The sequence below is a fragment of the Bacillus sp. J14TS2 genome, assembly GCF_018333015.1.
Taxonomy (GTDB): domain Bacteria; phylum Bacillota; class Bacilli; order Bacillales; family Bacillaceae_C; genus Lederbergia.
Genome location: NZ_BORE01000004.1, coordinates 298579 through 322008, shown reverse-complemented (window position 1 = coordinate 322008; position 23430 = coordinate 298579). Strand labels below are relative to the sequence as shown.

Genomic DNA, 23430 nt, shown 5'->3' with positions numbered 1-23430 from the left:
TACTGAAGGAAGATTTGTACGAAGGGCAAGGGTCAGAAAGGCATTGCGGCGTAGAGGATGTACGAATCAGATGAAACGACAGGACGTCGCGAACTTAGCTTTTCTTCCTATTGGAGGTTGATTAAAGTTTCATTGAAAAAATAGGAGGGGTTGTATGGAAAGTAGGCCTTGGTTGAAAATGTACCCTAAATCCATCCCAACAACACTAAAATATGAACCAAGAACAGTGCAATCATATTTAATCGATACAGCTAGAAATTTTCCCAAGAAAGTCGCTATTCATTTTATGGGAAAGGAAATGACGTATCAGGAATTATATGAAAGTGTACTCAAAATGGCCAATTACCTGAAAGAAATAGGTGTAAAGAAGGGCGATCGAATTGCGATTATGTTACCGAACTGTCCACAATACGTAATTAGCTATTATGCAAGTCTATTGACAGGTGCAGTTGTTGTCCAAACGAACCCGCTCTACACAGAACGAGAAATTGAATACCAAATGAAAGACTCCGGTGCAAGGATCATCATCGCTCTCGATATTTTATATCCGCGCATTTCCAAGGTAATCAAACAAACGAAGCTTGAACACATCATTGTAACCGCTATCAGTGACTATCTACCATTCCCAAAAAACCTTATCTATCCGTTTATCCAGAAAAAAGATACAGGAATTTCCATTCAATTGAATCATGAGGGGAATACACATCTGTTCAACAAAGTGCTGGAAGATGGCTCATTCGCAGAGATTGAACTCGATTTTGATTGTGAAAATGATTTAGCACTTCTCCAATACACAGGTGGAACAACTGGATATCCAAAAGGAGTCATGCTGACTCATAAAAATTTAATTGCCAATGCCACAGCTTGTCAAGCTTGGATATATAAAGCGAAACCAGCTGAAGAAACCATCCTTGGTGTTCTGCCTTTTTTTCATGTTTATGGGATGACAACCGTATTAATTTTATCGATCATGCAAGCGTATAAAATGTTTTTGTTACCGAAATTTGATGTGAAAACAACACTTAAAACAATTCATAAGCAGAAGCCAACCATCTTTCCGGGAGCGCCAACAATCTATATTGGTTTACTAAATGATTCAGATCGTCATAAATATGATCTTTCTTCGATAGAAGCTTGTATAAGTGGATCTGCGCCGCTTCCAGTTGAAGTTCAACAGAAATTTGAAGAAATTACTGGTGGGAGGCTTGTGGAGGGTTACGGATTAACAGAGTCATCGCCTGTTACCCATGCCAATTTTATCTGGGGGCAGGAAAATCTGAGGGGAAGTATTGGTGTTCCATGGCCAGATACCGATGCTAAGATTGTTTCAGCAGAAACAGGAGAAGAGGCTCCATATGGACAAATTGGAGAAATTGCGGTCAAAGGGCCCCAAGTTATGAAAGGATATTGGAACCGCCCGGAAGATACCGCGGAAACGTTGAAGGATGGTTGGCTATTGACAGGAGATATGGGATATATGAACAAAGACGGCTATTTTTTCATCGTTGATCGTAAAAAAGACATGATTATTGCGGGTGGATATAATATTTATCCGAGGGAAATTGAAGAGGTTTTATATGAGCATCCAGCGATCCAAGAACTCGTTGTAGCGGGTATACCAGACCCATACAGAGGGGAGACGGTAAAAGCTTATGTGGTTTTAAAGGAAGGAGCAACAGTAACTGAGGAAGAATTAGATGAATATGCAAAAAAATTTATCGCGACTTACAAAGTACCAAAGGTCTATGAATTCCGTAAAGAGTTACCTAAAACAGCCGTTGGGAAAATCTTGCGTAGGAGCTTAATAGAGGAGGAAAGAAAAAAGGTACAAGAGGAAGAGAAATTTAGATAAAGCCGCATAAAGAGAGTCAGCATCTGGCTCTCTTGTAGTGTTTAAGACCCGTGTGATACAATTTGACAGAATGTAACTCAGTTACTATTATAGAAATATGAATGAATAATCATTCATTTAACTTTTAGAAAAGGTGAAGATATTGAAAAGAAATAAACCGAAATATAAACAGATCATTGATGCAGCTGTAACGGTCATTGCAGAAAACGGCTATCATCAATCACAAGTATCTAAGATTGCAAAACGAGCGGGAGTAGCAGACGGAACGATCTATCTTTATTTTGAAAATAAGGAGGATATATTGATCTCCGTGTTCCGTGAAAAAATGGGATTATTCATTGAAAAGATGGAAAAAGCAATTCAATCTAAAGAGACAGCTTCTGAAAAATTATTTGTGCTTATCGAAAATCATTTCAATATTTTATCGAATGATCGCCATCTTGCTACTGTTACTCAATTGGAATTAAGACAATCCAATAAGGCATTAAGAAAAAGAATAAATGAAGTGCTAAAAGACTATTTGCAGATAATTGATCATATTATTTGCCATGGGCAAGAAAACCAAGAGTTTGCTAGTCAGCTAAATTTAAGGCTTGTAAGACAAATGATTTTTGGCACTATGGATGAAACTGTGACGACATGGGTGATGAATGAGCAAAAATATGATCTTGTTTCACTCGCACCCCAAGTCCATGAATTATTATTGCAAGGTTGTAAGCAACATTAATAAATAAACAGTAGCAATTCTTTCATTCTTGTTTTCTCTTAATTTTTCAAAGCGGATCTATACTTTCGTTACGATAAAAAAGGAGGCTGAATCAGACATGAATATCTTTGTCTTATTAAAAAGAACGTTTGATACGGAAGAAAGACTTACAATTTCAGAAGGTCGAATTATGGAAGATGATGCTGAATTCATTATTAACCCTTATGATGAATATGCCATCGAAGAGGCGATTCGAGTAAGGGATGAGCATGGTGGAGAAGTAAATATTGTGACTGTAGGAGATGAGGACGCTGAAAAGCAATTGAGAACAGCCCTCGCAATGGGAGCAGATCGGGCAACCCTTATTGATATTGAGGATGAGTTAGAAGAGACAGATGCTTTTTCAATCAGTACAATCGTTGGAGAATTTTTAAAAGACAAAGAGGTAGATCTAATATTAGCTGGAAATGTGGCGATTGATGGCGGCTCAGGTCAGATTGGTCCTCGTGTAGCTGATATTTTGGATATCCCTTATATCACGACGATTACGAAGTTAACGATAGAAGGCGAAAATGTCATGGTGACAAAAGATGTAGAAGGGGACTCAGAAATCATTGAGACTAAGTTGCCTTTACTAGTTACGGCTCAACAAGGTTTAAATGATCCGCGCTATCCGTCCCTACCAGGGATAATGAAAGCGAAAAAGAAACCTTTGGATGAGCTGGAATTAGATGATTTAGATTTGGAAGAAGCAGATGTACAAGTGAAGACGAAGACAGTTGAAATATTTTTACCACCGAAAAAAGACGAGGGAAGAATTTTACAAGGGGAGCTGAAAGATCAAGTGAAGGAGCTTGGAACGTTATTAACAAAAGTATTATAAAAGCTGGGAGGGAGTAATCTTGGGAAAAAAAGTTTTCGTATTAGCTGAATTACGAGAAGGGGTCTTGCGCAATGTCTCCTTTGAAGCGCTTGCTGCGGGAAAACTGGTTGCTGAAGGTGGAGAGATGATTGCACTACTGATAGGAGATTCTGTGCAGGCCTATAGTCAAGAACTTATTGCTCATGGGGCAGACCGAGTTATTACCATCGAAAGTGAGCTATTAAACCAGTATACTGCTGACGGATATTCCCAATCCTTGCTTACAGCAATAGAAAAGGAACAGCCAGATGCTTTGATTATGGGGCACACAGCATTAGGAAAAGATCTTTCCCCTAAAATTGCAAACAGGCTAAGTGTCGGGCTTATTTCAGATATTACGGCGATTGAGAAGGTTGATGACCAATGGACTTTCATTCGCCCCATTTATTCTGGGAAGGCATTTGAAAGAAAAAATCTGGTAGGGGATTTTCTCTTTTTTACGATTCGCCCAAATAATATTGAGGCAATTGAAAAAGATAATAATCGTACGGGGACGGTAACAGCTATTGATGTAGAAGTGAAAAATCTAAGGATGACCATCAAAGAAGTCATTAGAAAAGCGAGTGAAGGGGTGGACCTGTCAGAAGCAAAAGTTGTCGTGGCAGGAGGGCGTGGTGTCAAAAGTGCAGATGGGTTCAAACCATTACAAGAACTGGCCAATGTACTTGGCGGAGCTGTAGGAGCCTCTCGTGGGGCATGTGATGCCGATTACTGTGATTACTCCCTGCAAATTGGCCAGACGGGAAAGGTTGTCACACCTGATTTATATATAGCATGTGGAATTTCTGGCGCAATTCAACATTTGGCTGGGATGTCCAACTCAAAGGTAATTGTGGCCATCAATAAAGATCCCGAGGCCAATATCTTCCAAGTGGCAGACTACGGCATTGTCGGAGATTTATTTGAAGTAGTTCCTCTTCTCACTGAAGAATTCCAAAAAATAAAGGCGGCTAATGGAAGTTAGAACAAATTCAAATTAGGCTTCTAAAAAGAAGATGTGACCCCCTTTAGCCAATTGGGGGGTATCCATATTTTAAAGAGGAAAAATTGAAGCAAAAAATTCGCAAGTACATCTTTCTAATGATATACTGACTTTAAGTTTTGAATGTATATAAGGAGGGTGTATGAAATGGCTATTTCGCATGTAACTGATCAAAACTTTGCCTCCGAAATTAGCGAAGGCGTAGTATTGGTTGATTTTTGGGCCCCGTGGTGTGGTCCATGTAAAATGATTGCTCCTGTATTGGAAGAATTGGATGGCGAACTTGATGGGAAAGCAAGGATTGTCAAACTCAATGTAGATGATAATCAAGAAACTGCTGGTAAATATGGTGTCATGAGTATTCCAACAATGCTTGTTTTTAAAGATGGAGAAGAAGTAGATAAAACAGTAGGCTTCCAACCTAAAGAGGCATTGGAAGAATTTTTAAATAAACATATTTAATCAAACAAGTCCGGGCCCAGTGTCCGGATTTTTTAATCGGGGAGAGAGGAGGATAGGGGATGAATGATCATATAAAAAATAAATTAGAACTTCTCCCAGACCAACCTGGTTGTTATTTAATGAAAGATCGGCAAGGTACCATCATCTATGTTGGAAAAGCAAAAGTTTTAAAAAATCGGGTGCGATCTTATTTCACAGGCTCGCATGATACAAAAACCCAGCGTCTTGTCAATGAAATTGAAGATTTTGAGTATATTATGACCGCTTCTAATATCGAAGCTTTAATTTTAGAGATGAATTTGATTAAGAAACATGATCCGAAATATAATATCATGTTGAAGGATGATAAAAGCTATCCTTATATTAAAATAACAAATGAACGGCACCCCCGCCTCATTATTACTCGTAAAGTAAAAAAAGATAAAGGGAAATATTTTGGTCCCTACCCCAATGCACAAGCTGCAAATGAAACAAAGAAATTGCTTGATCGTCTTTATCCTTTGCGAAAATGTCAAAGCCTGCCTGATCGAGTGTGTTTATATTATCATCTTGGGCAATGCTTGGCACCTTGTGTAAATAACGTCCCACAGGAGACGTATAAAAACATAACGAGTGAGATTACTAAATTTTTAAATGGCGGTTATAAAGAAATAAAGACCGATTTGCAACAAAAAATGGAAGAAGCAGCGGAAAAATTAGAATTTGAACGAGCAAAAGAGTATCGTGATCAAATTTCTAGTATCGAGGCTACAATCGAGAAGCAAACCATGATGTCAGCTGATTTTATCAATCGAGATGTATTTGGGTATTCGATTGATAAAGGTTGGATGTGTGTCCAAGTGTTCTTTGTGAGACAAGGGAAACTGATCGAACGAGATGTCTCCATTTTCCCTATCTATGGTGAACAGGAAGAAGAATTCCTTACTTTTATGGGGCAATTTTATTCTCAGCCTAATCACTTTAAACCTAGGGAGATTTTGATTCCAGAAAATGCTGATCGAGAATTAGCTGAACAGCTCCTGAACGTAAAGGTGTTACAGCCGAAAAAAGGACAGAAGAAGGAGCTCGTCAATCTTGCAACGAAAAATGCCCATATGGCGCTGAATGAGAAATTTTCTCTTATTGAAAAAGATGAGGAGCGAACTGTTCTTGCGATTGAAAAGCTTGGGGAAGCGATGGGCATTTATACTCCCTTCAGGATCGAATCCTTTGATAACTCCAATATACAAGGGACATCTCCTGTATCTGCCCTCGTTGTTTTTATTAACGGAAAACCGGCGAAAAAAGAATATCGTAAATATAAAATTAAAACCGTTCAAGGACCAGATGATTATGAATCAATGCGTGAAGTTGTAAAGAGAAGATATACGAGAGTCCTGCGCGAAGGATTGCCTTTGCCAGATCTTATATTAATTGATGGGGGCAAAGGACAGATTGAGGCGGTAAGGGATATTTTGGAAAATGAATTAAATGTTGATATTCCTATTGCTGGACTTGCCAAAGATGATAAGCACCGAACTTCCCAGTTACTATATGGAGATCCTTTGGAGGTTATTCAATTAGGAAGAAATTCACAAGAATTTTATTTATTACAAAGAATTCAAGATGAGGTGCACCGTTTCGCGATTACATTCCATCGCCAATTACGTGGGAAATCTGCGTTCCAATCGGTATTGGATGAGATAGAGGGGATTGGTCCAGAAAGGAAAAAAAGACTGCATCGTCATTTTGGTTCACTAAAGAAAATGAAAGAAGCGAGTGTGGAGGAATTTATTCAAATTGGCTTACCCTCTAAAACAGCAGCATTATTAAAAGAAAGTTTGCAAAATCAAGTTGAAAAGAAAGAATAGTAGTGCTATACTAGAGGAAATTTTAAAAAGAAGATAGAGGTGCAAATCTTTAAGAGTAAGAGCTTGGAGAAGTACGGGCTTCCTAGAAGAGTTCTGAAAGGAGAGATTTGCCGAAGTGGGAAAATAACCGTTATTTTTTCTGCTGGTTCTACGTTTAAGAAATGTAGGATTGTCAAAATAGTGAAAATTATTTTGGAGAGCTATCCCATGTTGTGATCTGAAGTTTTGATAAGAAGTCAAATTCACAAGCAATGAGGATAATCGCTCATTGCTTTTTTATGTGGGAAAAAAGAGCATTATAGACTTGCCGCTTTTATTACTTCGATCAAGGTGCCCATGGAGAAAGGAAGATTGGTTAATGGATACAGTTGTAATTAAATTTGGTGGCTCTTCATTGAGCACGACAGACAAAATTAAAAATGCTGCGAATCGAATTATTGAGATTCGCAAACAAGGGAAAAAAGTTGTAGCCGTTGTGTCAGCAATGGGAAAAACAACGGATCAATTACTTTCACTTGCAGAGCAGATTACAGATAAACCAGCTCAACGGGAAATGGACATGCTTCTTACGACGGGAGAACAGGTATCTATTTCGCTTCTAACGATGGCGTTAACGAGTAAAGGAGTTGAAGCCATTTCTTTAACGGGCTGGCAAGCTGGCATTGTGACTGAGAATATCCATTCAAATGCTAGGATTTTGGATGTTAAAGCAACCATGCTGCAAAAACGCCTGGATGAAGGCAAGGTTGTGGTAGCAGCTGGGTTTCAAGGGGTAACCGAAGAAAGCGAAATTACAACTTTAGGTAGAGGCGGATCAGACACAACAGCGGTTGCTATTGCGGCGGCAATAGGTGCTGAACGTTGTTTGATTTGTACAGATGTAACAGGTGTATATACATCTGACCCGCGCTTTGTTCCTAATGCTCGCAAGCTATCTTCTATTTCATATGATGAAATGCTTGAATTGGCAAATCTTGGAGCTGGTGTTTTGCATCCGCGGGCTGTTGAATTTGCGAAAAATTATGGCGTAGCACTTGAGGTTCGATCAAGTACTGAAAACGAAGAAGGTACGGTAATTGAGGAGGAAGTATCAATGGAGCAAAATTTAATTGTACGTGGAGTGGCATTTGAAAAAGGTATGACAAGATTGACCATTTTAGGATTGAGTAACGAATTAAATGGACTATCCTCTATTTTTACTGTTTTGGCTGATCATCAAATCGATGTGGATATTATCATTCAAAGTCAAACAGATACGAATAAAACAAACCTATCTTTTTCGATTAAAACGAAGGATTTAGAAAATGCGATCGAAGTATTGGAGCAACATAAGCAAGTTATTGGTTATGAAGGTTTGGAACATGAGGCAGGGTTAGCAAAAGTCTCGATTGTTGGCTCAGGAATGGTATCGAACCCAGGGGTGGCAGCCCAAATGTTCCAAATTCTTGCTAAAAATCAAATTCAAGTAAAAATGGTTAGTACCTCTGAAATTAAGATTTCTGTTGTGGTGAGTGAAGGGCAAATGGAACGTGCCGCCCAAACATTGCATGAAGAATATGATTTGGGTGTTACTCCAGCGGAAGCAACAAATTAAAAGAACAATTAAATATCTTATTTAATTAGGATGCCATTTTGTCCAAACATATAGCCCCAAATCAAGAAAGCTTCCTTGATTTGGGGCATACTCTTGTTACAAACGTATGAAGGTGATCATACCATAATAGAATGATTTTTCTTATGTAAACAATGAAATTAACAATCTATGAAGGCATTAATTTTGAACAGGATCTTTTGAATCCCATCGTACAATAAAAAGTACTTTCTTTTTCTTCCTCGCAATTTCTTCATATGCTTCCGTAACTAGATTTTTTTGTGATTGGATTTGCTCTGCGATAAATCCGGCTTCCAAGCGGAACGAAGGCTCATCTTGCATAAGCAATCGTCTTTCAACAATTTCACCAGTAAGTTCCAGCTTCATTTCTTTTTTATTTTGTTCGACTAATTCTAATTGTCCCCATGCAGCTTCCTGAAAAAAAGAAAAAATTTCTTCATTTGAAAGTAATGGGAATGTTCTAGCTATATGTTTGCCAACCCAATAAGATATTTCATTGGTATCTTTTCCGAGCATCTCGGGAATTAGTATATCTCGAAGCAATTCATAAGCAAACAAAGGGACAAATTCTTCCGTTTTTGCGTCTTTTTGAAAAGTTTGCGTTGATGAAGGTTTCACTGTCCTATCTCCCTCTTTTCTTCCCTCTTATTATATACAAAAAGTAATCGATTTTGAAAAAATATGCAAAAAAAAATAAAAAATAATCAATAAAATACTAACTTAGTGGATCGCTAGCTTCCGTTGCGGTTTGAAATTGGGCTCAGCGCCCAGCACCAAAAAGCACATAGGATGTCAGTTCATCGGCGTTGCGACGTTCAAAATGTACTAGCGCAGAAGAAGCGACAAGATCTCGCGCCACCAGGACGGCGCGTTTTTAGCCGTTCATCCTTATTAAAAAGTTTGTACGTCGCTAAACGGGCGCTTGCGCTTTTGTTCTTGTTAAAAAACTATAAAATTGTCGCTTGTGGATAATTTGTAATTTTGATTTTTGTCGTCTAGCTCCAGCGCCCAGCGACTAGCAAACTTTCAGCTTCTTCCTACGATAAGTCAACATCGGCTCATACTTCGCCGTGTATCCTTTATCTCGTCAGAAGCTTAAAAAGTTTGTACGTCGCTAAACGGGCGCTTGCGCTTTTGTTCATAGGAAACCGTTGTCTTGACGCTTTATGTAGGGAAGAGTAAAATGAATATGTCCACAAAATTGTACTAAAATTAATTTTGTGCTGTTGAAGTCTATTATTAAACGATTTCCGGTACAGATGTAAATGACTAAGGGGGGTAAATTGTGGCGGGAAAAAATGAATTTTATTGGCGCAGGTTGCATTCTTTATTGGGAGTCATCCCAGTAGGTGTTTTTTTAGTGCAGCATCTTGTTGTCAATCACTTTGCTACACAAGGGGAAGCCGCATTTAATACGGCTGCAGGTTTTATGGGAAAATTGCCATTCGTCATTTTCCTTGAATTCGTTGTTATATACATACCAATACTATTTCACGGAATTTTGGGCATTTATATTGCTTTTGTGGCAAAAAACAATCCAATTAAACTGGGTTGGTTTCGAAATTGGATGTTTACGATTCAAAGGATTACAGGAATCATTTTATTAGCCTTTATTGCTTGGCATGTTTATCAGACACGTTTTCAAGCTGCTCTAGGAGCTGATGTGAATTTTCAAATGATGGAAGATATTTTATCAAATCCGGTTGTTTTGATACTATATCTACTAGGGATCCTTTCAGCAACATTCCATTTATCGAATGGTTTATGGTCTTTCCTAGTTAGATGGGGAATTACGCAATCACCTCGATCTCAAAAAATCTCATCATGGGTAATGGGTGTGATTTTTGTAGTGCTCTCTATCATCGGTGTACGGGCGGCATTAGCGTTTGTCTTTCCTGACTTCTTTGTAGGATAGTGGCAAACATTTGAACAATGGGTAAAAAAAAGGAGTGAAACGCAACGATGAATAACGGTAAAGTCATCGTGGTCGGTGGAGGCTTAGCCGGCTTAATGGCAACAATAAAAATAGCTGAAGCGGGTAAACAAGTGGATCTATTTTCACTAGTTCCTGTAAAACGTTCGCATTCCGTCTGTGCGCAAGGGGGAATAAATGGAGCGGTGAATACAAAGGGTGAAGGAGATTCCCCTTGGATCCATTTTGATGATACAGTCTATGGTGGAGATTTCTTAGCTAACCAGCCACCAGTAAAAGCAATGTGTGATGCAGCACCAGGAATTATTAATCTATTAGACCGTATGGGTGTTATGTTTAACCGAACACCAGAAGGTTTGCTTGATTTCCGTAGATTTGGCGGAACCCAACATCATCGTACTGCATATGCAGGAGCAACAACAGGTCAACAGCTTTTATATGCATTGGACGAGCAGGTTCGTCGTCATGAAGTAGCGGGACTTGTAAACAAATATGAGGGTTGGGATTTTCTAGGGATTATTCAAGACGATACGGGCGCTTGCCGTGGGATTGTTGCGCAAAATATGACAACAATGGAAATCGAATCATTTCCAGCTGATGCCGTTCTTTTAGCAACAGGTGGTCCTGGAATTATTTTTGGGAAATCAACAAACTCTGTCATCAATACGGGCTCTGCAGCTTCTGTTGTGTATCAACAAGGTGCAACTTATGCAAACGGAGAATTTATTCAAATCCATCCGACTGCGATCCCAGGTGATGACAAATTGCGCTTAATGAGTGAATCGGCGCGTGGTGAAGGCGGAAGGATTTGGACATATAAAGATGGCAAGCCATGGTATTTCTTAGAAGAAAAATATCCAGCATACGGAAATCTTGTCCCTCGTGATATTGCCACACGGGAAATTTTCCATGTGTGCGTAGATATGAAATTAGGATTAAATGGCGAGAACATGGTTTATCTGGACCTTTCACATAAGGATCCTCATGAGCTTGATGTAAAACTTGGTGGCATTATTGAGATTTACGAGAAATTTACTGGGGAAGATCCACATAAAGTACCGATGAAGATTTTCCCAGCAGTTCATTACTCCATGGGCGGCCTGTGGGTCGATTACAACCAGCATACAAATATTGAAGGGTTGTTTGCTGCTGGAGAATGTGATTATTCCCAGCACGGTGCAAACCGACTAGGAGCGAACTCTTTACTATCCGCTATTTATGGTGGAATGGTAGCTGGTCCTGAAGCTGTAAAATATGTTGATGGACTTGAAAAAACGTCTGATTCCTTGTCTAGCTCTTTATTTGATTCAGCTAAAAAGAAAGAACAAGAAAAATGGGCTGACATTATGGCTATGGATGGCGACGAAAATGCGTATGTTATCCACAAAGAGCTAGGAGAATGGATGACAGACAATGTGACAGTTGTCCGCTATAATGATAAATTGAAAAAGACGGATGATAAAATCCTTGAACTTATGGAAAGATGGCAAAACATTAATATTAATGATACATCTGGTTGGAGTAATCAAGGTGCTATGTTTACACGACAATTAGGAAATATGCTTCATCTCGCACGTGTGATTACCATTGGTGCATTGAATCGGAATGAGAGCAGAGGGGCTCATTATAAGCCAGATTTCCCAGATCGTAATGATGAAGAATGGTTAAAGACAACAAAGGCAACTTACAATGCGAGCACGAACGCCCCTGAATTTAGTTATGAAGATGTAGATGTTTCACTTATTAAACCTCGTGAACGGAACTATTCTAAAAAGAAAGAGGTGAAATAAGGATGAGCGAACAGAAACAGGTGACATTCATTATCACCCGTCAGCAAGATAATCAATCGCAACCTTATGAAGAGAAATTTGTTTTAGACTACCGTCCAAATATGAACGTGATTTCCGCCTTAATGGAGATACGTAGAAATCCGGTTAATGCGGAAGGGAAGAAAACGACTCCTGTTGCGTGGGATATGAACTGCCTAGAAGAAGTGTGTGGTGCTTGTTCCATGGTCATTAATGGAAAACCTCGCCAATCATGTACAGCATTGGTGGATAAATTGCAACAACCCATACGTTTAGCTCCTATGGCTACTTTCCCAGTCGTTCGGGATCTAATTGTAGATAGAAGCAGAATGTTTGATTCTCTTAAGCGCGTGAAAGCATGGATTCCTATTGATGGTACGTATGATTTAGGCCCAGGACCACGTATGCCTGAAAGAAAACGTCAGTGGGCGTACGAACTTTCAAAATGTATGACCTGTGGAGTTTGTCTTGAAGCCTGTCCAAACGTTAACAAAAAGTCCAATTTCATTGGTCCAGCGTTCTTATCACTTGTTCGTCTTTATAATGCTCACCCAACAGGTGCAATGAATAAGGACGAACGTCTGGAAGCATTAATGGATGATGGCGGGCTCGCTGATTGTGGAAACTCACAAAACTGTGTGCAAGTTTGCCCGAAAGGCATTCCGCTTACAACATCTATTGCTGCTATGAACCGTGCCACTAACGTTCAAATGTTTAAAAGCTTCTTTGGAAGCGACCGTATGGTTGACTAAAAGAAAAAATCAGTAGCTGCGGCTACTGGTTTTTTTACTGTTAAGGAAACTATAATTCTTGGCTTGCGGATAAGTTGTAATTTTGAGTTTTGTCGTCTAGCTGCAGCGCCCAGCGACTAGCAAACTTTCAGCTTCTGCTTGCGTAAGTCAACATCGGCTCATACTTCGCCGTGTTTATCTCAGGGCTACAGGATGTAGGTCAGAACAGTGTTGCGACGTACAGGAAGTACTAGTGCAGACGAAGCGACACGACGTCGCGTTTGAGTCTGCCGCCAGGACGGCGCGTTTTTAGCTGTTCATCCTTACTATGAAAGTTTGTACGTCGCTAAACGGGCGCTTGCGCTTTTGTTCTTGTTAAGGAAACTATAAAATTGACGCTTGTGGATAACTGTTTACCTTGCGGTTGGTGTCTAGCTCCAGGCGGCATCGGCTCGAGGTCAAATAACCTGAGCCAATGAAAGGCAAAGAACGCCTTTCTTTGTCTCAGAACATTTGCTTGTCGCCGATAGGCGGGCGCCTTGCGCTTTTCTTGCTTACATATTTATTTTTTCGCCTAGTAATAATTTAAAATCATCCTCACTGAGGATTTTTAGTTTTTTTCCTTTTTCAATAAGCTCATATGCCTTTCTCTCCTTTGAACTCAGTCCATTTTTCCCTACAATATCCTTATCTTGCTTACCAACTATAAGATAATCAGTGATACCACTGACCCCGCTTTTTATATGTCCGCCAGCGTTTACAACCATTTGCATAGCTTCCGTACGTTCAAAGGTACTTAGTTCCCCAGTAAATACTATGTTTTTGTTGTAAAGCGGATGAGCAGGGTCAAAGTTCTCCGTTGCCGGAGTGATATCTGATACTGTTATCTTCTTATGAAACCTCTTCTTTTTTCTTTGCCTAAAAGTAGTCTGTGCTTTTAAATCCTTGAAGTTTCTTACGGGTATGGAAGAAAAAGTACTTACATACGTGTGAATTGACTTTCTTCTTTTTGACTGTATAGATTGAATGACAAGTTCGGCACATGCTTTAGCATCAGAAAGAGCGTTATGATGGTCATCTAATGTAATACCAAATCGCTCAGTACGAGCTTTTAAAGAATTTCCAATTCCTTCCCCACTACACGCGCGAGTACTGATTGGAATACTACATATGTATGAAAAAGAAGGGATCTCAAAAGAATAAGTGAGTAAGCAATTTTTAAGAACGCTCATATCGAATTGCGCATTGTGAGCAACAATATAATTTTGATCCGTAAAATAATGGGATATCTGATTCCAAACGTCTGCAAACCTTGGTGCGTCTTTTAGATCATCTTGAGTTAGTCCATGCACCCGCGTAAATGTGGGATCCAAAAATAAGTTTGGTGGCTGAATCAGAAAATACTTTTCATCAATTATTTTATTATTTTGCACAAAGGCCATACCTAATGAACAAGCACTATCAAGTTTGTTATTAGCAATCTCAAAGTCTATAGCGATAAAATCCATTTCTACTCCTCCATTCCTAACGTCTTTCACTAACTATTCATTATCATAATTTAACTCCATTATAGCAAAGCCAGTTAAGCTATCCAAACACATCTCCTTATCTAGTTCTGAATTTTTTTCTTTGCACAGTAAGGAATGAATCAAGTTGTGTATTGAGAATTTTTATTATTGTTTTGGAAAAAGGAACATTCGTTAAACAGTTGCATTATATGAGAGTAAAGAATTTACCAGACGGGGACCATGAGACTCAAAAGAAGATCATGGATTAAAGAAATAATAAAAATGGGCAGTAGATGGTGTTCATGGAGCAGGATCCATAATATTCTATGAAGGCTTGTTTAATGGCATAGTCGAATGCCTGATTTTTGCCTATTTAGCTGTTTCTTGCCTTTTGGGTGTCACTCCATTAAATTCATTCACATATGATAAGGTGACAATCAAAATACCCATCCCCGCGGTTTAAAGCTGGCGAAGGCAAGGAGGGTTATAATAGTTGAAGGAGAATGAGTTCACACATAAACCATTATTAACGAAAAGAGAAAGAGAAGTTTTCGAACTGCTCGTCCAAGATAAAACAACGAGAGAAATTGCACAAGATCTTTTTATTAGTGAAAAAACAGTTCGGAATCATATATCCAATGCTATACATACTTATTGCTAATAAATAAACCAAACTCTTTTAGTTATTAAAGAGTTTGGTTTATTGTTAAGCTGTCAAGATATTTACCTTGCACATACCCTGGTTTTTGACGAATTCAATTTCCTTTAATAATTCGGTAATTCGCTTATTTCTGTCGAAAATAATTGTTTCTGATTGGCGTTCAATTATCAATGCTTTTTGTAAGAAATTTTCTGCATTAAATTCGTAAGTAGAAGTAATTAAGTCTTCATCATCCCAAAAAGTGAGTTTTACAGTAACGCCATGTTCTTCTTCAATTACATCAATTTCTTTATAACCCTCATCTTCTTTATTCTCTAAAAGTTCATCAATTGTGACTGGGTTCAAATATATAGTTTCCCATAACTGTCTTCTTAAGCTTTCTAACATTGAGATCACTCCTTAACTAAAGATTCTATCATAAATTCTAGGTGGGTAACTATTGCTTTTAATTCTTTTTCTCCATTAAGATAATCATTTAATGTCCAAGTGTCTCTGCGACCAAACTTTTGGCTTAAAACTGCATTCAAATACTTTGATATTATAGCCGCATTATCCCCACCTTTCAAGGTCCATTGATGCTTATAGTTAACCTTTAAATTTCTTAAAGTGTTATCTTCTTTAACTAAACCAAACTTTAGTATAATTTCAGCTGGTATTTTAAATTGGACTTTATTTGCAAACTCTTCCTTTAGTATCTGACGATATTTTCTAGGATTCTTCATTAATGGATTAAATGATATCGGCCTATCTTGCTCCCGAGCCATCTTCTCCAAATCACTAATTGATTTGCTAGGAAATATTTCTTGAAGTTTAAGAGCCTTTTGATGAATTTCTTGTTCATATTTTTGATAATTATCAGCTGCTAAGGTATATTCATAAAACTCTTCATCTGTTAGTATTTCGCCCTCCACAACCACAGAACCCATTGTACGAGGATTTTTCATATTTCGTTCCATTTTCTTTTCTTTTGGTTCACTATCTCTTACTAAATCTATTACTTTTGTGTATTCTTGTTCTTTTTGATATTCACGCCAAAGAGGTTCTAGTCCTAGATCTCGATGGGCAATCACAACACCGATATTATCTATAGGAGCTTTATATTCCTCTTCAGGTATCTTACGGAGTATTCTCCCTATAAACTGGGAGTATGGTGCCAAACTTCTGTACGGCCTGAAAATAGCTGCAACTGACAAATATGGATGATCATATCCTTCACCTAGCATCGCCACATGTATAACAACTTCTACTTGATGACTTTCAATCTTTCTTAACCCATCCTTTAAAACAGGATCCGGTAGACCACTATGGATAACGACAGTATTTAATCCTCTCTGTTCATATAGTTCTTTTACTTGCTGAGAATGTTTAATGCTACAGCAAACTGCAATTATCTTATGTGGCACATCACTTTGTTCTTTTCTATCACTCAATTGCTTTATGCTTTCTTCTACAATATGTGTATTGCATTCTTTTGAATAGGCCACACTTCGATGAATATAATCTTTATCTTTAATGCCGAGATCTTCCAACTCTTCAATTGAATAAACCTTTTCCTCATTATTATCTATTGTGAGAAGTACTTTTTCAGGTTTTAAAATAAACCTTTGAAGTGTTTTTACAATTCCATCTTTCATTGCTTGACCTAGCCTATAATTAACAACAATCTCCCCTTCAATTTCTTTCCTGTCAGACCGAAAGGGAGTGCCAGTCACCTTAATCACTTTTGCTTCATCAAAGTGATTGAGGGCGTCTTGCCATGTTTTTGCAGGAGAATGGTGAGCCTCGTCAATTATAATCAGATCAAAAAAATCTTTATCTACTTTATTTAATAATGAATTTCGATGTCTTTTTTGAACTTTATGGATGTTAAGGATTACAATATTACTTTTATATAATTCATCATAATGAATGGATTTGTCATACTCAGTAACAATTGGTAATTCTATATGATTATTGAAAATATCGTGTTTTAACCAAAAATTGTCTGGCGTTGAAGGGTCCAAAGAATCCAACACATGATCTTTAATTACAAGTTGAGGAGTGATAATTAGCACTCGCCCTTTTGCTATACCAAAAGGGGAAATAGCCATTAAACCAGTTTTACCAGATCCAGTTGGCAAAATTGCAACTGCATGAGACTTTTTTTTCAATACCAAAAAATGATGACATAGTTCAATATAAGAGTTAAGTTGCACTTTCCGTAGATCATTATAGTTAGACATAATGTTAGGATTAGCTGTTAAAAAGTAATCTTGGTTAGACATTAAAAAACCTCCCAGTTTATTATCAAAGTTATAGTTAAAACCACTCCACACTCCCAATTTTCCCTCTAAACGCCATAAGCGCATCGACTGGGTGCATGAACATTAATTTCAATCTGTAATGAGCCAGTTGCTCGCTTACTAAAAAATAATCAGCTATGTCACTAACTAACACAGCTTGTTCGTAAGCAATGTTTAAAACGTCTTTTAAGAATCGTGTCGGCATAAGTAGGTAAGCAGCCATGCGCTTTGCTTGATTTTCTGTTTTAGCTAACTCGTATTCACTTATGTCCAGTTGGGTTTGAAAGTGACTGTACAAGTGGCAGAATTCTTCTGCAAGTAATAATTTCTTCTCAATGCCATCCAGTCCTGGCTTAAGATATATCTTTCCGCGTCTTTGTTTAAAACTTGGTACAGAAAACGCCTTCAAGTGTTTAATAGTTTCATAACCCTCAACGTAGTGAGGATCCAGTGGTTTAATTCTAATTCCATAACGCCAGCAAATATCATATAGATCAATCTCGTCTGGATATTTATATGTAAAGTGGGAGAGAACTTTATTTGCGCGTTCTTCCCAGTAATCACGACTTGTATGTAATTTTCTATTCTGCATTGAAACACTTCCGATTTCCTTGGCTCATGATTTGTACTGTCAAAATTCCTGCGTAAATGTGCCTAGGGTGAATATAAAATAAAAACGATCAATAAATGATCGTATATTTTTTTGTGGATTAGTCGTCCAATTCTCCAAAGCCATCCCCATATTCTTCTTCATCTTCATCCATAAACATCTTTTTCATCTTGAAAAGTTTAATTAATTCTTTTACTTTCTCTTCTGGATCCGATGCTAAATCATGAAAGAGAATAGGGTGTTTTTTTAATTCCTCAAACAGTTTCAATTCCTCTGGCGACAGGGAAATATCTTGTCCAGCAACAGTTATAGTCTTTGAATTATCAGTTCTTCCTAATAGATAATCCGTCGAAACATCAAAAAAGTCAGCTATTTTTTGAAGTGTTTCATAATCAGGTTGTCTATTACCTCGCTCATAAGCTGTATAAGCTGGTCTTGTAATACCTAAATAATCAGCCATTTCTTGTTGAGTTTTATTTTTATTCTTTCTCAGTGAGGATAATCTAACATTTAGCATAAGTCCTCCTCCTCTACCTATATTTATAACAGTAACAGTTTGTTACTTCAATATTGTGTAACATAAAGAAACATTTTTTATTTTTTATGTTGACAATGTAACAAATTGAAACTATAATCAAAAGTAACGAAATGAAACATCGGAGGTGGGCAAATGAGAAATTGGTTAAAATCTTTAAGAATTCAAAAAGGATTAACGCAACAAGAGATAGCCGATATAGTAAATATCGAAAGAGCATATTACACCATGATTGAATCCGGAAACCGTAATCCGAGTGTTTCTGTAGCAAAGTCTATTGCTAGCGCTATTGGGTTTGATTGGACTATTTTTTTTGAATTGAATAGTAACGAAATGAAACATAATCAATGAAACTGAACACAGGCTTTCGAGGTGAACACCTCACCTTTTTTTGAAACAGATGGCGAAAAATGCTGTTGATCCATATCTGTATATATAGAAGCACATATTTTTATAATCAAAATTTTTAGGGTCGTCCTTGTGTCCCATGCACATAAGGTAGTAACGAGGTGATTTAAGTGACAGAGAAAAAGAAAAAAAGAAAATCTCCTTTGTACATTGGCAAGGAATTTTACGGAACCATCCCCATTGAGGAGGCTTTCAAAAAAGCGCTTGAACCCTATTTTAATAAAGACAAACAATTTGAAATAACAAAATAACAACTTTGCTTTCCTTTTTTTAGATGGACAAGCTGATCTCTTAACATAAGTTTACTTGGTAATGAGATTGTTGTCTGTTCCAATTTGGAACATGTTCTAATATAGAACATTTTAAGGAGGTGAATAGGTGAAATGAATTTAGGGGTAGCGCTGAGAAAGACGCGCAAGCATGCTGGGTTTAGTCAAGAAACAATGGCAGAGAAAATGCATTTGCCAAGAAGTGCAATTTCCAAATTAGAGAATAACAAGGTGTCGTTAAAAGCTGAGGATTTGATCAAATGGTGTAACGTTACACAGGCGCAGGAGGTGATGATCGCAATAATTTGCGGAATTGATATTCCGACTGTTGTTCAAAACTTAGCAACTTTGGTAGGAGGGATGATCATATGGATGTAGGTGAAAAGATTAGACGTCGTGATAAAAAATTAAATGATTTAGGCATAACAGCAGAGGTCTTAGTAGATTTGCATAAAAAAGAGCCAGAAAAATTTACTAATGATTTCATTGTAAGAAGACTCATAGAAAGAGTCGATGAAATAAACTTTGATGTGGAGGATTAATAATGGACTTATTTTCCTTGTGGCTGATCGTTGTTGGATCATTAATTTTAGGTTTTATGATTGGAGATTTTTTAAAAGAAAACAAAAAAAGCAGCAACTGAGTTCGGGCTCAATTACTGCAAGGCTCAATATACTAACTCCATTATAGCAAATGCTGTAATGGAGTGCAATGACACAGTTTAAAAAGGAGTGATCAGCATTGAGTGTAAAGTGGATTAAATTAAGCACTCAAATGTTTGAGGATGAAAAGATTCGTTTGATTGAGAGCATGCCAGAAGCTGACACGATCTTAATTATCTGGGTTAAATTACTTGCTCAAGCAGGTCGGACAAATGCAAGTGGGTACATTTTTTTAAGTGAAAACATTCCATACACAGACGAGATGTTAGCTACACTTTTCCATCGTCCTGTAACAACTGTAAGGCTTGCACTAGAGACTTTTAAACAATTCGGAATGATTGAGATTGACGATAAATCATTCATAAAAATTAGCAATTGGGACAAGCACCAAAGCCTTGAGGGACTTGAGAAAATACGTGAACAAAGTCGCCAAAGAGTTGCCAAACATCGTGAGAAAAAACGCTTAGAAAGTGGTAACGCTACAAGTAATGTTACACGTAACAAAAATGTAACCGACATAGATAAAGAATTAGATATAGATAATATATATGTCGAGATAATAAATTATCTCAACAGCGCAGCTGGTAAAAATTTTAAACATACAACCCCATCCACTAGAAAAGCCATTAAGGCAAGGTTGAATGAAGGCTTTAGATTAGAGGATTTTAAAACGGTCATTGATAACAAAATAGCTGATTGGCTTGATAACAACGATATGAGCCAATATTTGAGACCTAACACTTTATTTGGGACAAAGTTTGAAAGTTATTTAAACCAAAAACCTGAAAAGAAAGGTCCACCGGGACCAGGTAGTCCAGCACCATTCAATTACGACATAAATGCAGGGGAGGATTGGGAATGAAAGTTGAACAAGCTTACTTAGGTACATTACTTAAAGAAAATTATTTGATTAAAGACTCTGGTTTAAAAGCAAATCAATTCGAACGGGCTTGGCACATTGCTTTGTTTAGCAGCATGAAAAAGTTAGTTGGAAAAGGGAATTCCGTTGATATTGCAACACTTTCTCTTGAGGGTAACTTAGAAAACTTTGGTGGGGTAACTTACTTAAATGACCTAATTGCTCTTGCCAATTCTAAAAAAGTTGATGAATATGAAAAGCTAGTTTTAGAGAGTTGGAAGGAGCGCGAAAAGAAGAATATCCTTGCTGTGGCAAAAGAAGAAGATTGGGAGATTGCTAAAGTCATATCTAGTTTAGACACTATCAACGAAGTCAGGGATGATGATCACACTTCGATAGCTGATGCGTTAGTAAGAGTGTTTGAAGCGCCATGGAAACAAACTTCACAGCAAAAAGGTGTATTAACAGGGATTCATCGATTGGATGATATGACAAATGGTTTTCAAAATGGAGAATTTACTATAGTGGCAGCAAGGCCATCGATGGGGAAATCGGATGTGATGTTACATTTCGCTAAACAGGCAGGTTGGGCAGGACATCTTCCATTAGTTTTTTCACTGGAGATGCCAGAAAAGAGCTTGACTGATCGATTAATAGCTTCCACAGGTGGCATTAACCGAATGAAAATGCGTGATCCATATAAAAGTTTAACTCCTAAACAAAAAGAGAACTGGTCACACATAGTTGGCCGCGTTACTGAAACAAATATTCAAATCTTCGATGGTGCAGGGCAGACAGTATCAGAAATGAGAGCGAAGGCAAGAAAGCTTACACATCAATATCCTGATAAGAAGCCCATCATCATCATAGACTATTTAACTTTGATCAGGCCCTTACATCACCACAATGGAAATGCAAACGCACAAGTGACAGAGATTTCCAGAGATCTTAAGGACATGGCAAAAGAATTTGCTTGTCCAGTTATTGCCTTGTCCCAATTATCTAGGAGTGTGGAACAACGGCAAGACAAGCGGCCATTCTTGTCTGATATAAGAGATTCCGGAAGTGTTGAACAGGATGCAGATGTCGTTATGTTTCTATATCGGGAAAAGTATTACGATAAGGAATCCGATAATAAACTTCTTGAAATCATTGTCGCTAAGCAGCGCAACGGTCCTGTTGGAACTGTTAATACAGTTTATAACGAATTCACAGGGGAAATCCTTGATGCCTACCATACGCGAGCTGTATGAGGACGCGATCAAGTACGAGGAATCCACACTAGCCCATTACATACTTTTATTACTTCAAGAGGGAAGGATCAGCACCAATGATGATGATTCGGTTCTGGATAAAATGCCGATCAACAAGGAAAAGCTAGATCAAATGATTCAGAGCAATTATTTAGGTTTTAGCAAAATCAAAATATATTCGATTAAATTTGCTAGAAACACTTTTGCCTTTGTGTATGCGATAAGTGATGAAGAAGCTAAATCATATTATTTTAGAAAAACCGGAATGCAGCCACTCAACTGCAACGAACTTTCACCAGATTATGTGATGGCCATTGGTAATAGATTCATTAATTTTCGTGACTGGCGAAAAGAGCAAAATCATTTTCCCTGCATTGTAGGTGCTTATAAAAAAGAATATTGAAGGAGGAAGAGTTATGAGTAGAGTTACTAAATGCTTCAGTTGTTCAAAATCATTTAATAAAAAGAGAAGTAATTTTTGTACAGAGTGTTTCGGAAAATTAATCGGAGGTGGAAACATTGAATCTAGATCGTTTAACAAAGGCAGTAAAGATTTGGTCGGAGAATAAAAGTTTACACAAGGCAGATCCAGCAAAACAAATGCTGAAAGTAACAGAAGAAATCGGTGAGGTGGCGGCATCCCTTGCACGTGGTGATAGAGCCAAATTAAAAGATGATATTGGCGATTCTGTTGTAACTCTCATTATTTTGGCTCAACAGAATGATTTAGAGTTAGTTGATTGCTTGGAGACGGCTTACCAAGAAATTAGAGTTCGCAAAGGAAAAATGATTGATGGAGTTTTCGTAAAGGATTCCGATCTATGAATCACGACGAAGCAAAACGGAAATTTAAACATGCTCTTGAAAATCAGCAATCTATTTCCATCCCGAAGCTAAAAAATATAATGACGGCTCTTAATATAACTTTGGAGCCATCAGAAAATAAAGAGGTTGCTTATTTAAAAGGTGAGATCGAGCAGTTGGCTAGAAAATATAGGAATTTGAAAAGACGAAAGGAAAGAGAATGAATATGACTGATAAATTAAGTGATCAAGAGGTTTTTGAACGTTTCCCACTAGTTAAGGCCTTTACCAATGTAATAAATGAAGCTGATAAATTAAAAGAAATGAAGGAAGAAATTGCTCTAACAAGCATTATAAATCATGCATTGCATATATTTCCGAAGTCATTTATTAATCACAACAATGAGATTATTTTGGAACCGAGGAACAACGTATATTTTCGTTTAGAAGATGTAAATTCGGAATTAGACTTTAAATGTAAAATACTAGCTTGGATTTCTAGACCAATCGCAAAAAGCTTAAACAAGTATTGGTCTCCTAGAGTTTTGCAAGGTCTTAATGAGCTGCTGCATACTAATTTCACAAAAGATGAGATGTTAAAAATATATGACCGTTTAGGGAACGATGTAAACAGACAATTAACAATTAGCTTTATAGAATCGAACTTTGATTTGTCATTGTTGGAGCGTAACTAATGTTGCATTCGGAGAGAAAGGGAGGTT

General features: G+C 37.6%; 26 protein-coding genes and 1 riboswitch. Of the genes, 20 read left to right on the top strand and 6 right to left on the bottom strand.

The annotated features are described in order from the left end of the window. Window positions 1–154: 154 nt before the first annotated feature. From KI375_RS08710 to KI375_RS08680, 7 genes are all read left to right on the top strand, one after another. A complete protein-coding gene (locus KI375_RS08710) occupies window positions 155–1852 on the top strand; it encodes a long-chain-fatty-acid--CoA ligase (RefSeq protein WP_212973093.1) in 1698 nt (565 codons plus the stop codon). A gap of 142 nt (window positions 1853–1994) precedes the next feature. Continuing rightward, on the top strand, window positions 1995–2579 hold the full coding sequence (locus KI375_RS08705; protein ID WP_212973092.1) for a fatty acid metabolism transcriptional regulator FadR: 585 nt from the start codon (window positions 1995–1997) through the stop codon (window positions 2577–2579). 97 nt (window positions 2580–2676) lie between these two features. Next, a complete protein-coding gene (locus tag KI375_RS08700) occupies window positions 2677–3441 on the top strand; it encodes an electron transfer flavoprotein subunit beta/FixA family protein (RefSeq protein ID WP_212973091.1) in 765 nt (254 codons plus the stop codon). A gap of 19 nt (window positions 3442–3460) precedes the next feature. Then, a complete protein-coding gene (locus KI375_RS08695) occupies window positions 3461–4444 on the top strand; it encodes an electron transfer flavoprotein subunit alpha/FixB family protein (RefSeq protein ID WP_212973090.1) in 984 nt (327 codons plus the stop codon). A gap of 141 nt (window positions 4445–4585) precedes the next feature. After that, window positions 4586–4924 (top strand): thioredoxin, encoded by a 339-nt coding sequence (gene trxA, locus KI375_RS08690; protein ID WP_280528636.1) that lies wholly within the window; start codon window positions 4586–4588, stop codon window positions 4922–4924. Between the two features lie 59 nt (window positions 4925–4983). Continuing rightward, window positions 4984–6774, top strand: coding sequence for an excinuclease ABC subunit UvrC (uvrC, locus tag KI375_RS08685; RefSeq protein ID WP_212973088.1), 1791 nt, complete (start codon window positions 4984–4986; stop codon window positions 6772–6774). 26 nt (window positions 6775–6800) lie between these two features. Further along, window positions 6801–6985: riboswitch (Lysine riboswitch) on the top strand. Between the two features lie 147 nt (window positions 6986–7132). Beyond that, a complete protein-coding gene (locus KI375_RS08680; RefSeq protein WP_212973087.1) occupies window positions 7133–8368 on the top strand; it encodes an aspartate kinase in 1236 nt (411 codons plus the stop codon). Window positions 8369–8545: 177 nt separating this feature from the next. Here KI375_RS08680 and KI375_RS08675 read toward each other — a convergent pair whose 3' ends face one another. Beyond that, window positions 8546–9004 (bottom strand): YslB family protein, encoded by a 459-nt coding sequence (locus KI375_RS08675; RefSeq protein ID WP_244852444.1) that lies wholly within the window; start codon window positions 9002–9004, stop codon window positions 8546–8548. 667 nt (window positions 9005–9671) lie between these two features. Between KI375_RS08675 and KI375_RS08670 the strand changes: the two genes are divergently transcribed. The 3 genes from KI375_RS08670 to sdhB are packed head-to-tail and all read left to right on the top strand — an operon-like array spanning window position 9672 to window position 12879. Next, window positions 9672–10301 carry a succinate dehydrogenase cytochrome b558 subunit gene (locus KI375_RS08670; RefSeq protein ID WP_212973086.1) on the top strand — a complete coding sequence of 210 codons (630 nt, stop codon included), beginning with the start codon at window positions 9672–9674 and terminating at the stop codon, window positions 10299–10301. Window positions 10302–10348: 47 nt separating this feature from the next. Next, entirely contained in the window at window positions 10349–12109 is a 1761-nt protein-coding gene (gene sdhA / locus KI375_RS08665; protein WP_207453384.1) for a succinate dehydrogenase flavoprotein subunit, read from the top strand. A 2-nt stretch (window positions 12110–12111) separates the two neighbouring features. After that, window positions 12112–12879, top strand: a complete 768-nt coding sequence (gene sdhB, locus KI375_RS08660) for a succinate dehydrogenase iron-sulfur subunit (protein ID WP_212973085.1) — start codon at window positions 12112–12114, stop codon at window positions 12877–12879. 533 nt (window positions 12880–13412) lie between these two features. On the opposite strand, the gene KI375_RS08655 is transcribed toward sdhB, so the two are convergent. Then, window positions 13413–14366: an exonuclease domain-containing protein gene (locus tag KI375_RS08655; RefSeq protein ID WP_212973084.1), complete on the bottom strand. Its 954-nt coding sequence runs from the start codon at window positions 14364–14366 to the stop codon at window positions 13413–13415. A gap of 493 nt (window positions 14367–14859) precedes the next feature. Between KI375_RS08655 and KI375_RS08650 the strand changes: the two genes are divergently transcribed. Next, window positions 14860–15027: a helix-turn-helix domain-containing protein gene (locus tag KI375_RS08650; protein WP_212973083.1), complete on the top strand. Its 168-nt coding sequence runs from the start codon at window positions 14860–14862 to the stop codon at window positions 15025–15027. A gap of 45 nt (window positions 15028–15072) precedes the next feature. Here the strand turns inward: KI375_RS08650 and KI375_RS08645 are convergent, their stop codons facing one another. The 4 genes from KI375_RS08645 to KI375_RS27670 form a co-directional block, all read right to left on the bottom strand. Next, entirely contained in the window at window positions 15073–15414 is a 342-nt protein-coding gene (locus KI375_RS08645) for a hypothetical protein (RefSeq protein ID WP_212973082.1), read from the bottom strand. Window positions 15415–15419: 5 nt separating this feature from the next. Then, entirely contained in the window at window positions 15420–17291 is a 1872-nt protein-coding gene (locus KI375_RS08640; RefSeq protein WP_212973081.1) for a DEAD/DEAH box helicase, read from the bottom strand. 34 nt (window positions 17292–17325) lie between these two features. Beyond that, window positions 17326–17901 (bottom strand): ImmA/IrrE family metallo-endopeptidase, encoded by a 576-nt coding sequence (locus KI375_RS08635; RefSeq protein ID WP_212973080.1) that lies wholly within the window; start codon window positions 17899–17901, stop codon window positions 17326–17328. Window positions 17902–18019: 118 nt separating this feature from the next. Next, window positions 18020–18436, bottom strand: coding sequence for a helix-turn-helix domain-containing protein (locus KI375_RS27670; RefSeq protein ID WP_212973079.1), 417 nt, complete (start codon window positions 18434–18436; stop codon window positions 18020–18022). Window positions 18437–18589: 153 nt separating this feature from the next. On the opposite strand from KI375_RS27670, the gene KI375_RS08625 reads away from it, so the two are divergent. The 9 genes from KI375_RS08625 to KI375_RS08585 all read left to right on the top strand — a co-directional run bounded on the left by KI375_RS08625 (window position 18590) and on the right by KI375_RS08585 (window position 23403). Continuing rightward, window positions 18590–18805: a helix-turn-helix transcriptional regulator gene (locus KI375_RS08625; protein WP_212973078.1), complete on the top strand. Its 216-nt coding sequence runs from the start codon at window positions 18590–18592 to the stop codon at window positions 18803–18805. Window positions 18806–19245: 440 nt separating this feature from the next. After that, window positions 19246–19509, top strand: a complete 264-nt coding sequence (locus tag KI375_RS08620; RefSeq protein ID WP_212973077.1) for a helix-turn-helix domain-containing protein — start codon at window positions 19246–19248, stop codon at window positions 19507–19509. After that, complete coding sequence (locus KI375_RS08615) at window positions 19500–19673, top strand: hypothetical protein (RefSeq protein ID WP_212973076.1); 174 nt, start codon at window positions 19500–19502, stop codon at window positions 19671–19673. Before KI375_RS08620 ends, KI375_RS08615 begins: the two co-directional genes overlap by 10 nt. A gap of 199 nt (window positions 19674–19872) precedes the next feature. Beyond that, window positions 19873–20655, top strand: coding sequence for a phage replisome organizer N-terminal domain-containing protein (locus tag KI375_RS08610; protein WP_280528635.1), 783 nt, complete (start codon window positions 19873–19875; stop codon window positions 20653–20655). After that, on the top strand, window positions 20652–21905 hold the full coding sequence (locus KI375_RS08605) for a replicative DNA helicase (protein WP_244852442.1): 1254 nt from the start codon (window positions 20652–20654) through the stop codon (window positions 21903–21905). The genes KI375_RS08610 and KI375_RS08605 overlap by 4 nt, the downstream gene beginning before the upstream one ends. Then, window positions 21880–22308, top strand: a complete 429-nt coding sequence (locus KI375_RS08600; RefSeq protein WP_212973074.1) for a hypothetical protein — start codon at window positions 21880–21882, stop codon at window positions 22306–22308. The genes KI375_RS08605 and KI375_RS08600 overlap by 26 nt, the downstream gene beginning before the upstream one ends. A gap of 107 nt (window positions 22309–22415) precedes the next feature. Then, window positions 22416–22730: a MazG-like family protein gene (locus KI375_RS08595; RefSeq protein WP_483861596.1), complete on the top strand. Its 315-nt coding sequence runs from the start codon at window positions 22416–22418 to the stop codon at window positions 22728–22730. Next, window positions 22727–22933 carry a hypothetical protein gene (locus tag KI375_RS08590; RefSeq protein WP_212973073.1) on the top strand — a complete coding sequence of 69 codons (207 nt, stop codon included), beginning with the start codon at window positions 22727–22729 and terminating at the stop codon, window positions 22931–22933. Before KI375_RS08595 ends, KI375_RS08590 begins: the two co-directional genes overlap by 4 nt. A gap of 2 nt (window positions 22934–22935) precedes the next feature. Beyond that, window positions 22936–23403, top strand: a complete 468-nt coding sequence (locus KI375_RS08585; protein ID WP_244852438.1) for a hypothetical protein — start codon at window positions 22936–22938, stop codon at window positions 23401–23403. The last annotated feature ends 27 nt before the right edge of the window (window positions 23404–23430 follow it).

Bases quoted from the DNA above. Each gene is read 5' to 3' on its own strand.
- KI375_RS08710 (WP_212973093.1), top strand. From the start codon at position 155: ATGGAAAGTAGGCCTTGGTTGAAAATGTACCCTAAATCCATCCCAACA.
- KI375_RS08700 (WP_212973091.1), top strand. From the start codon at position 2,677: ATGAATATCTTTGTCTTATTAAAAAGAACGTTTGATACGGAAGAAAGA.
- trxA (WP_280528636.1), top strand. From the start codon at position 4,586: ATGTATATAAGGAGGGTGTATGAAATGGCTATTTCGCATGTAACTGAT.
- uvrC (WP_212973088.1), top strand. From the start codon at position 4,984: ATGAATGATCATATAAAAAATAAATTAGAACTTCTCCCAGACCAACCT.
- KI375_RS08680 (WP_212973087.1), top strand. From the start codon at position 7,133: ATGGATACAGTTGTAATTAAATTTGGTGGCTCTTCATTGAGCACGACA.
- sdhA (WP_207453384.1), top strand. From the start codon at position 10,349: ATGAATAACGGTAAAGTCATCGTGGTCGGTGGAGGCTTAGCCGGCTTA.
- sdhB (WP_212973085.1), top strand. From the start codon at position 12,112: ATGAGCGAACAGAAACAGGTGACATTCATTATCACCCGTCAGCAAGAT.
- KI375_RS08655 (WP_212973084.1), bottom strand. From the start codon at position 14,366: ATGGATTTTATCGCTATAGACTTTGAGATTGCTAATAACAAACTTGAT.
- KI375_RS08645 (WP_212973082.1), bottom strand. From the start codon at position 15,414: ATGTTAGAAAGCTTAAGAAGACAGTTATGGGAAACTATATATTTGAAC.
- KI375_RS08640 (WP_212973081.1), bottom strand. From the start codon at position 17,291: ATGTCTAACCAAGATTACTTTTTAACAGCTAATCCTAACATTATGTCT.
- KI375_RS08635 (WP_212973080.1), bottom strand. From the start codon at position 17,901: ATGCAGAATAGAAAATTACATACAAGTCGTGATTACTGGGAAGAACGC.
- KI375_RS27670 (WP_212973079.1), bottom strand. From the start codon at position 18,436: ATGCTAAATGTTAGATTATCCTCACTGAGAAAGAATAAAAATAAAACT.
- KI375_RS08625 (WP_212973078.1), top strand. From the start codon at position 18,590: ATGAGAAATTGGTTAAAATCTTTAAGAATTCAAAAAGGATTAACGCAA.
- KI375_RS08620 (WP_212973077.1), top strand. From the start codon at position 19,246: ATGAATTTAGGGGTAGCGCTGAGAAAGACGCGCAAGCATGCTGGGTTT.
- KI375_RS08615 (WP_212973076.1), top strand. From the start codon at position 19,500: ATGGATGTAGGTGAAAAGATTAGACGTCGTGATAAAAAATTAAATGAT.
- KI375_RS08605 (WP_244852442.1), top strand. From the start codon at position 20,652: ATGAAAGTTGAACAAGCTTACTTAGGTACATTACTTAAAGAAAATTAT.
- KI375_RS08600 (WP_212973074.1), top strand. From the start codon at position 21,880: ATGCCTACCATACGCGAGCTGTATGAGGACGCGATCAAGTACGAGGAA.
- KI375_RS08590 (WP_212973073.1), top strand. From the start codon at position 22,727: ATGAATCACGACGAAGCAAAACGGAAATTTAAACATGCTCTTGAAAAT.
- KI375_RS08585 (WP_244852438.1), top strand. From the start codon at position 22,936: ATGACTGATAAATTAAGTGATCAAGAGGTTTTTGAACGTTTCCCACTA.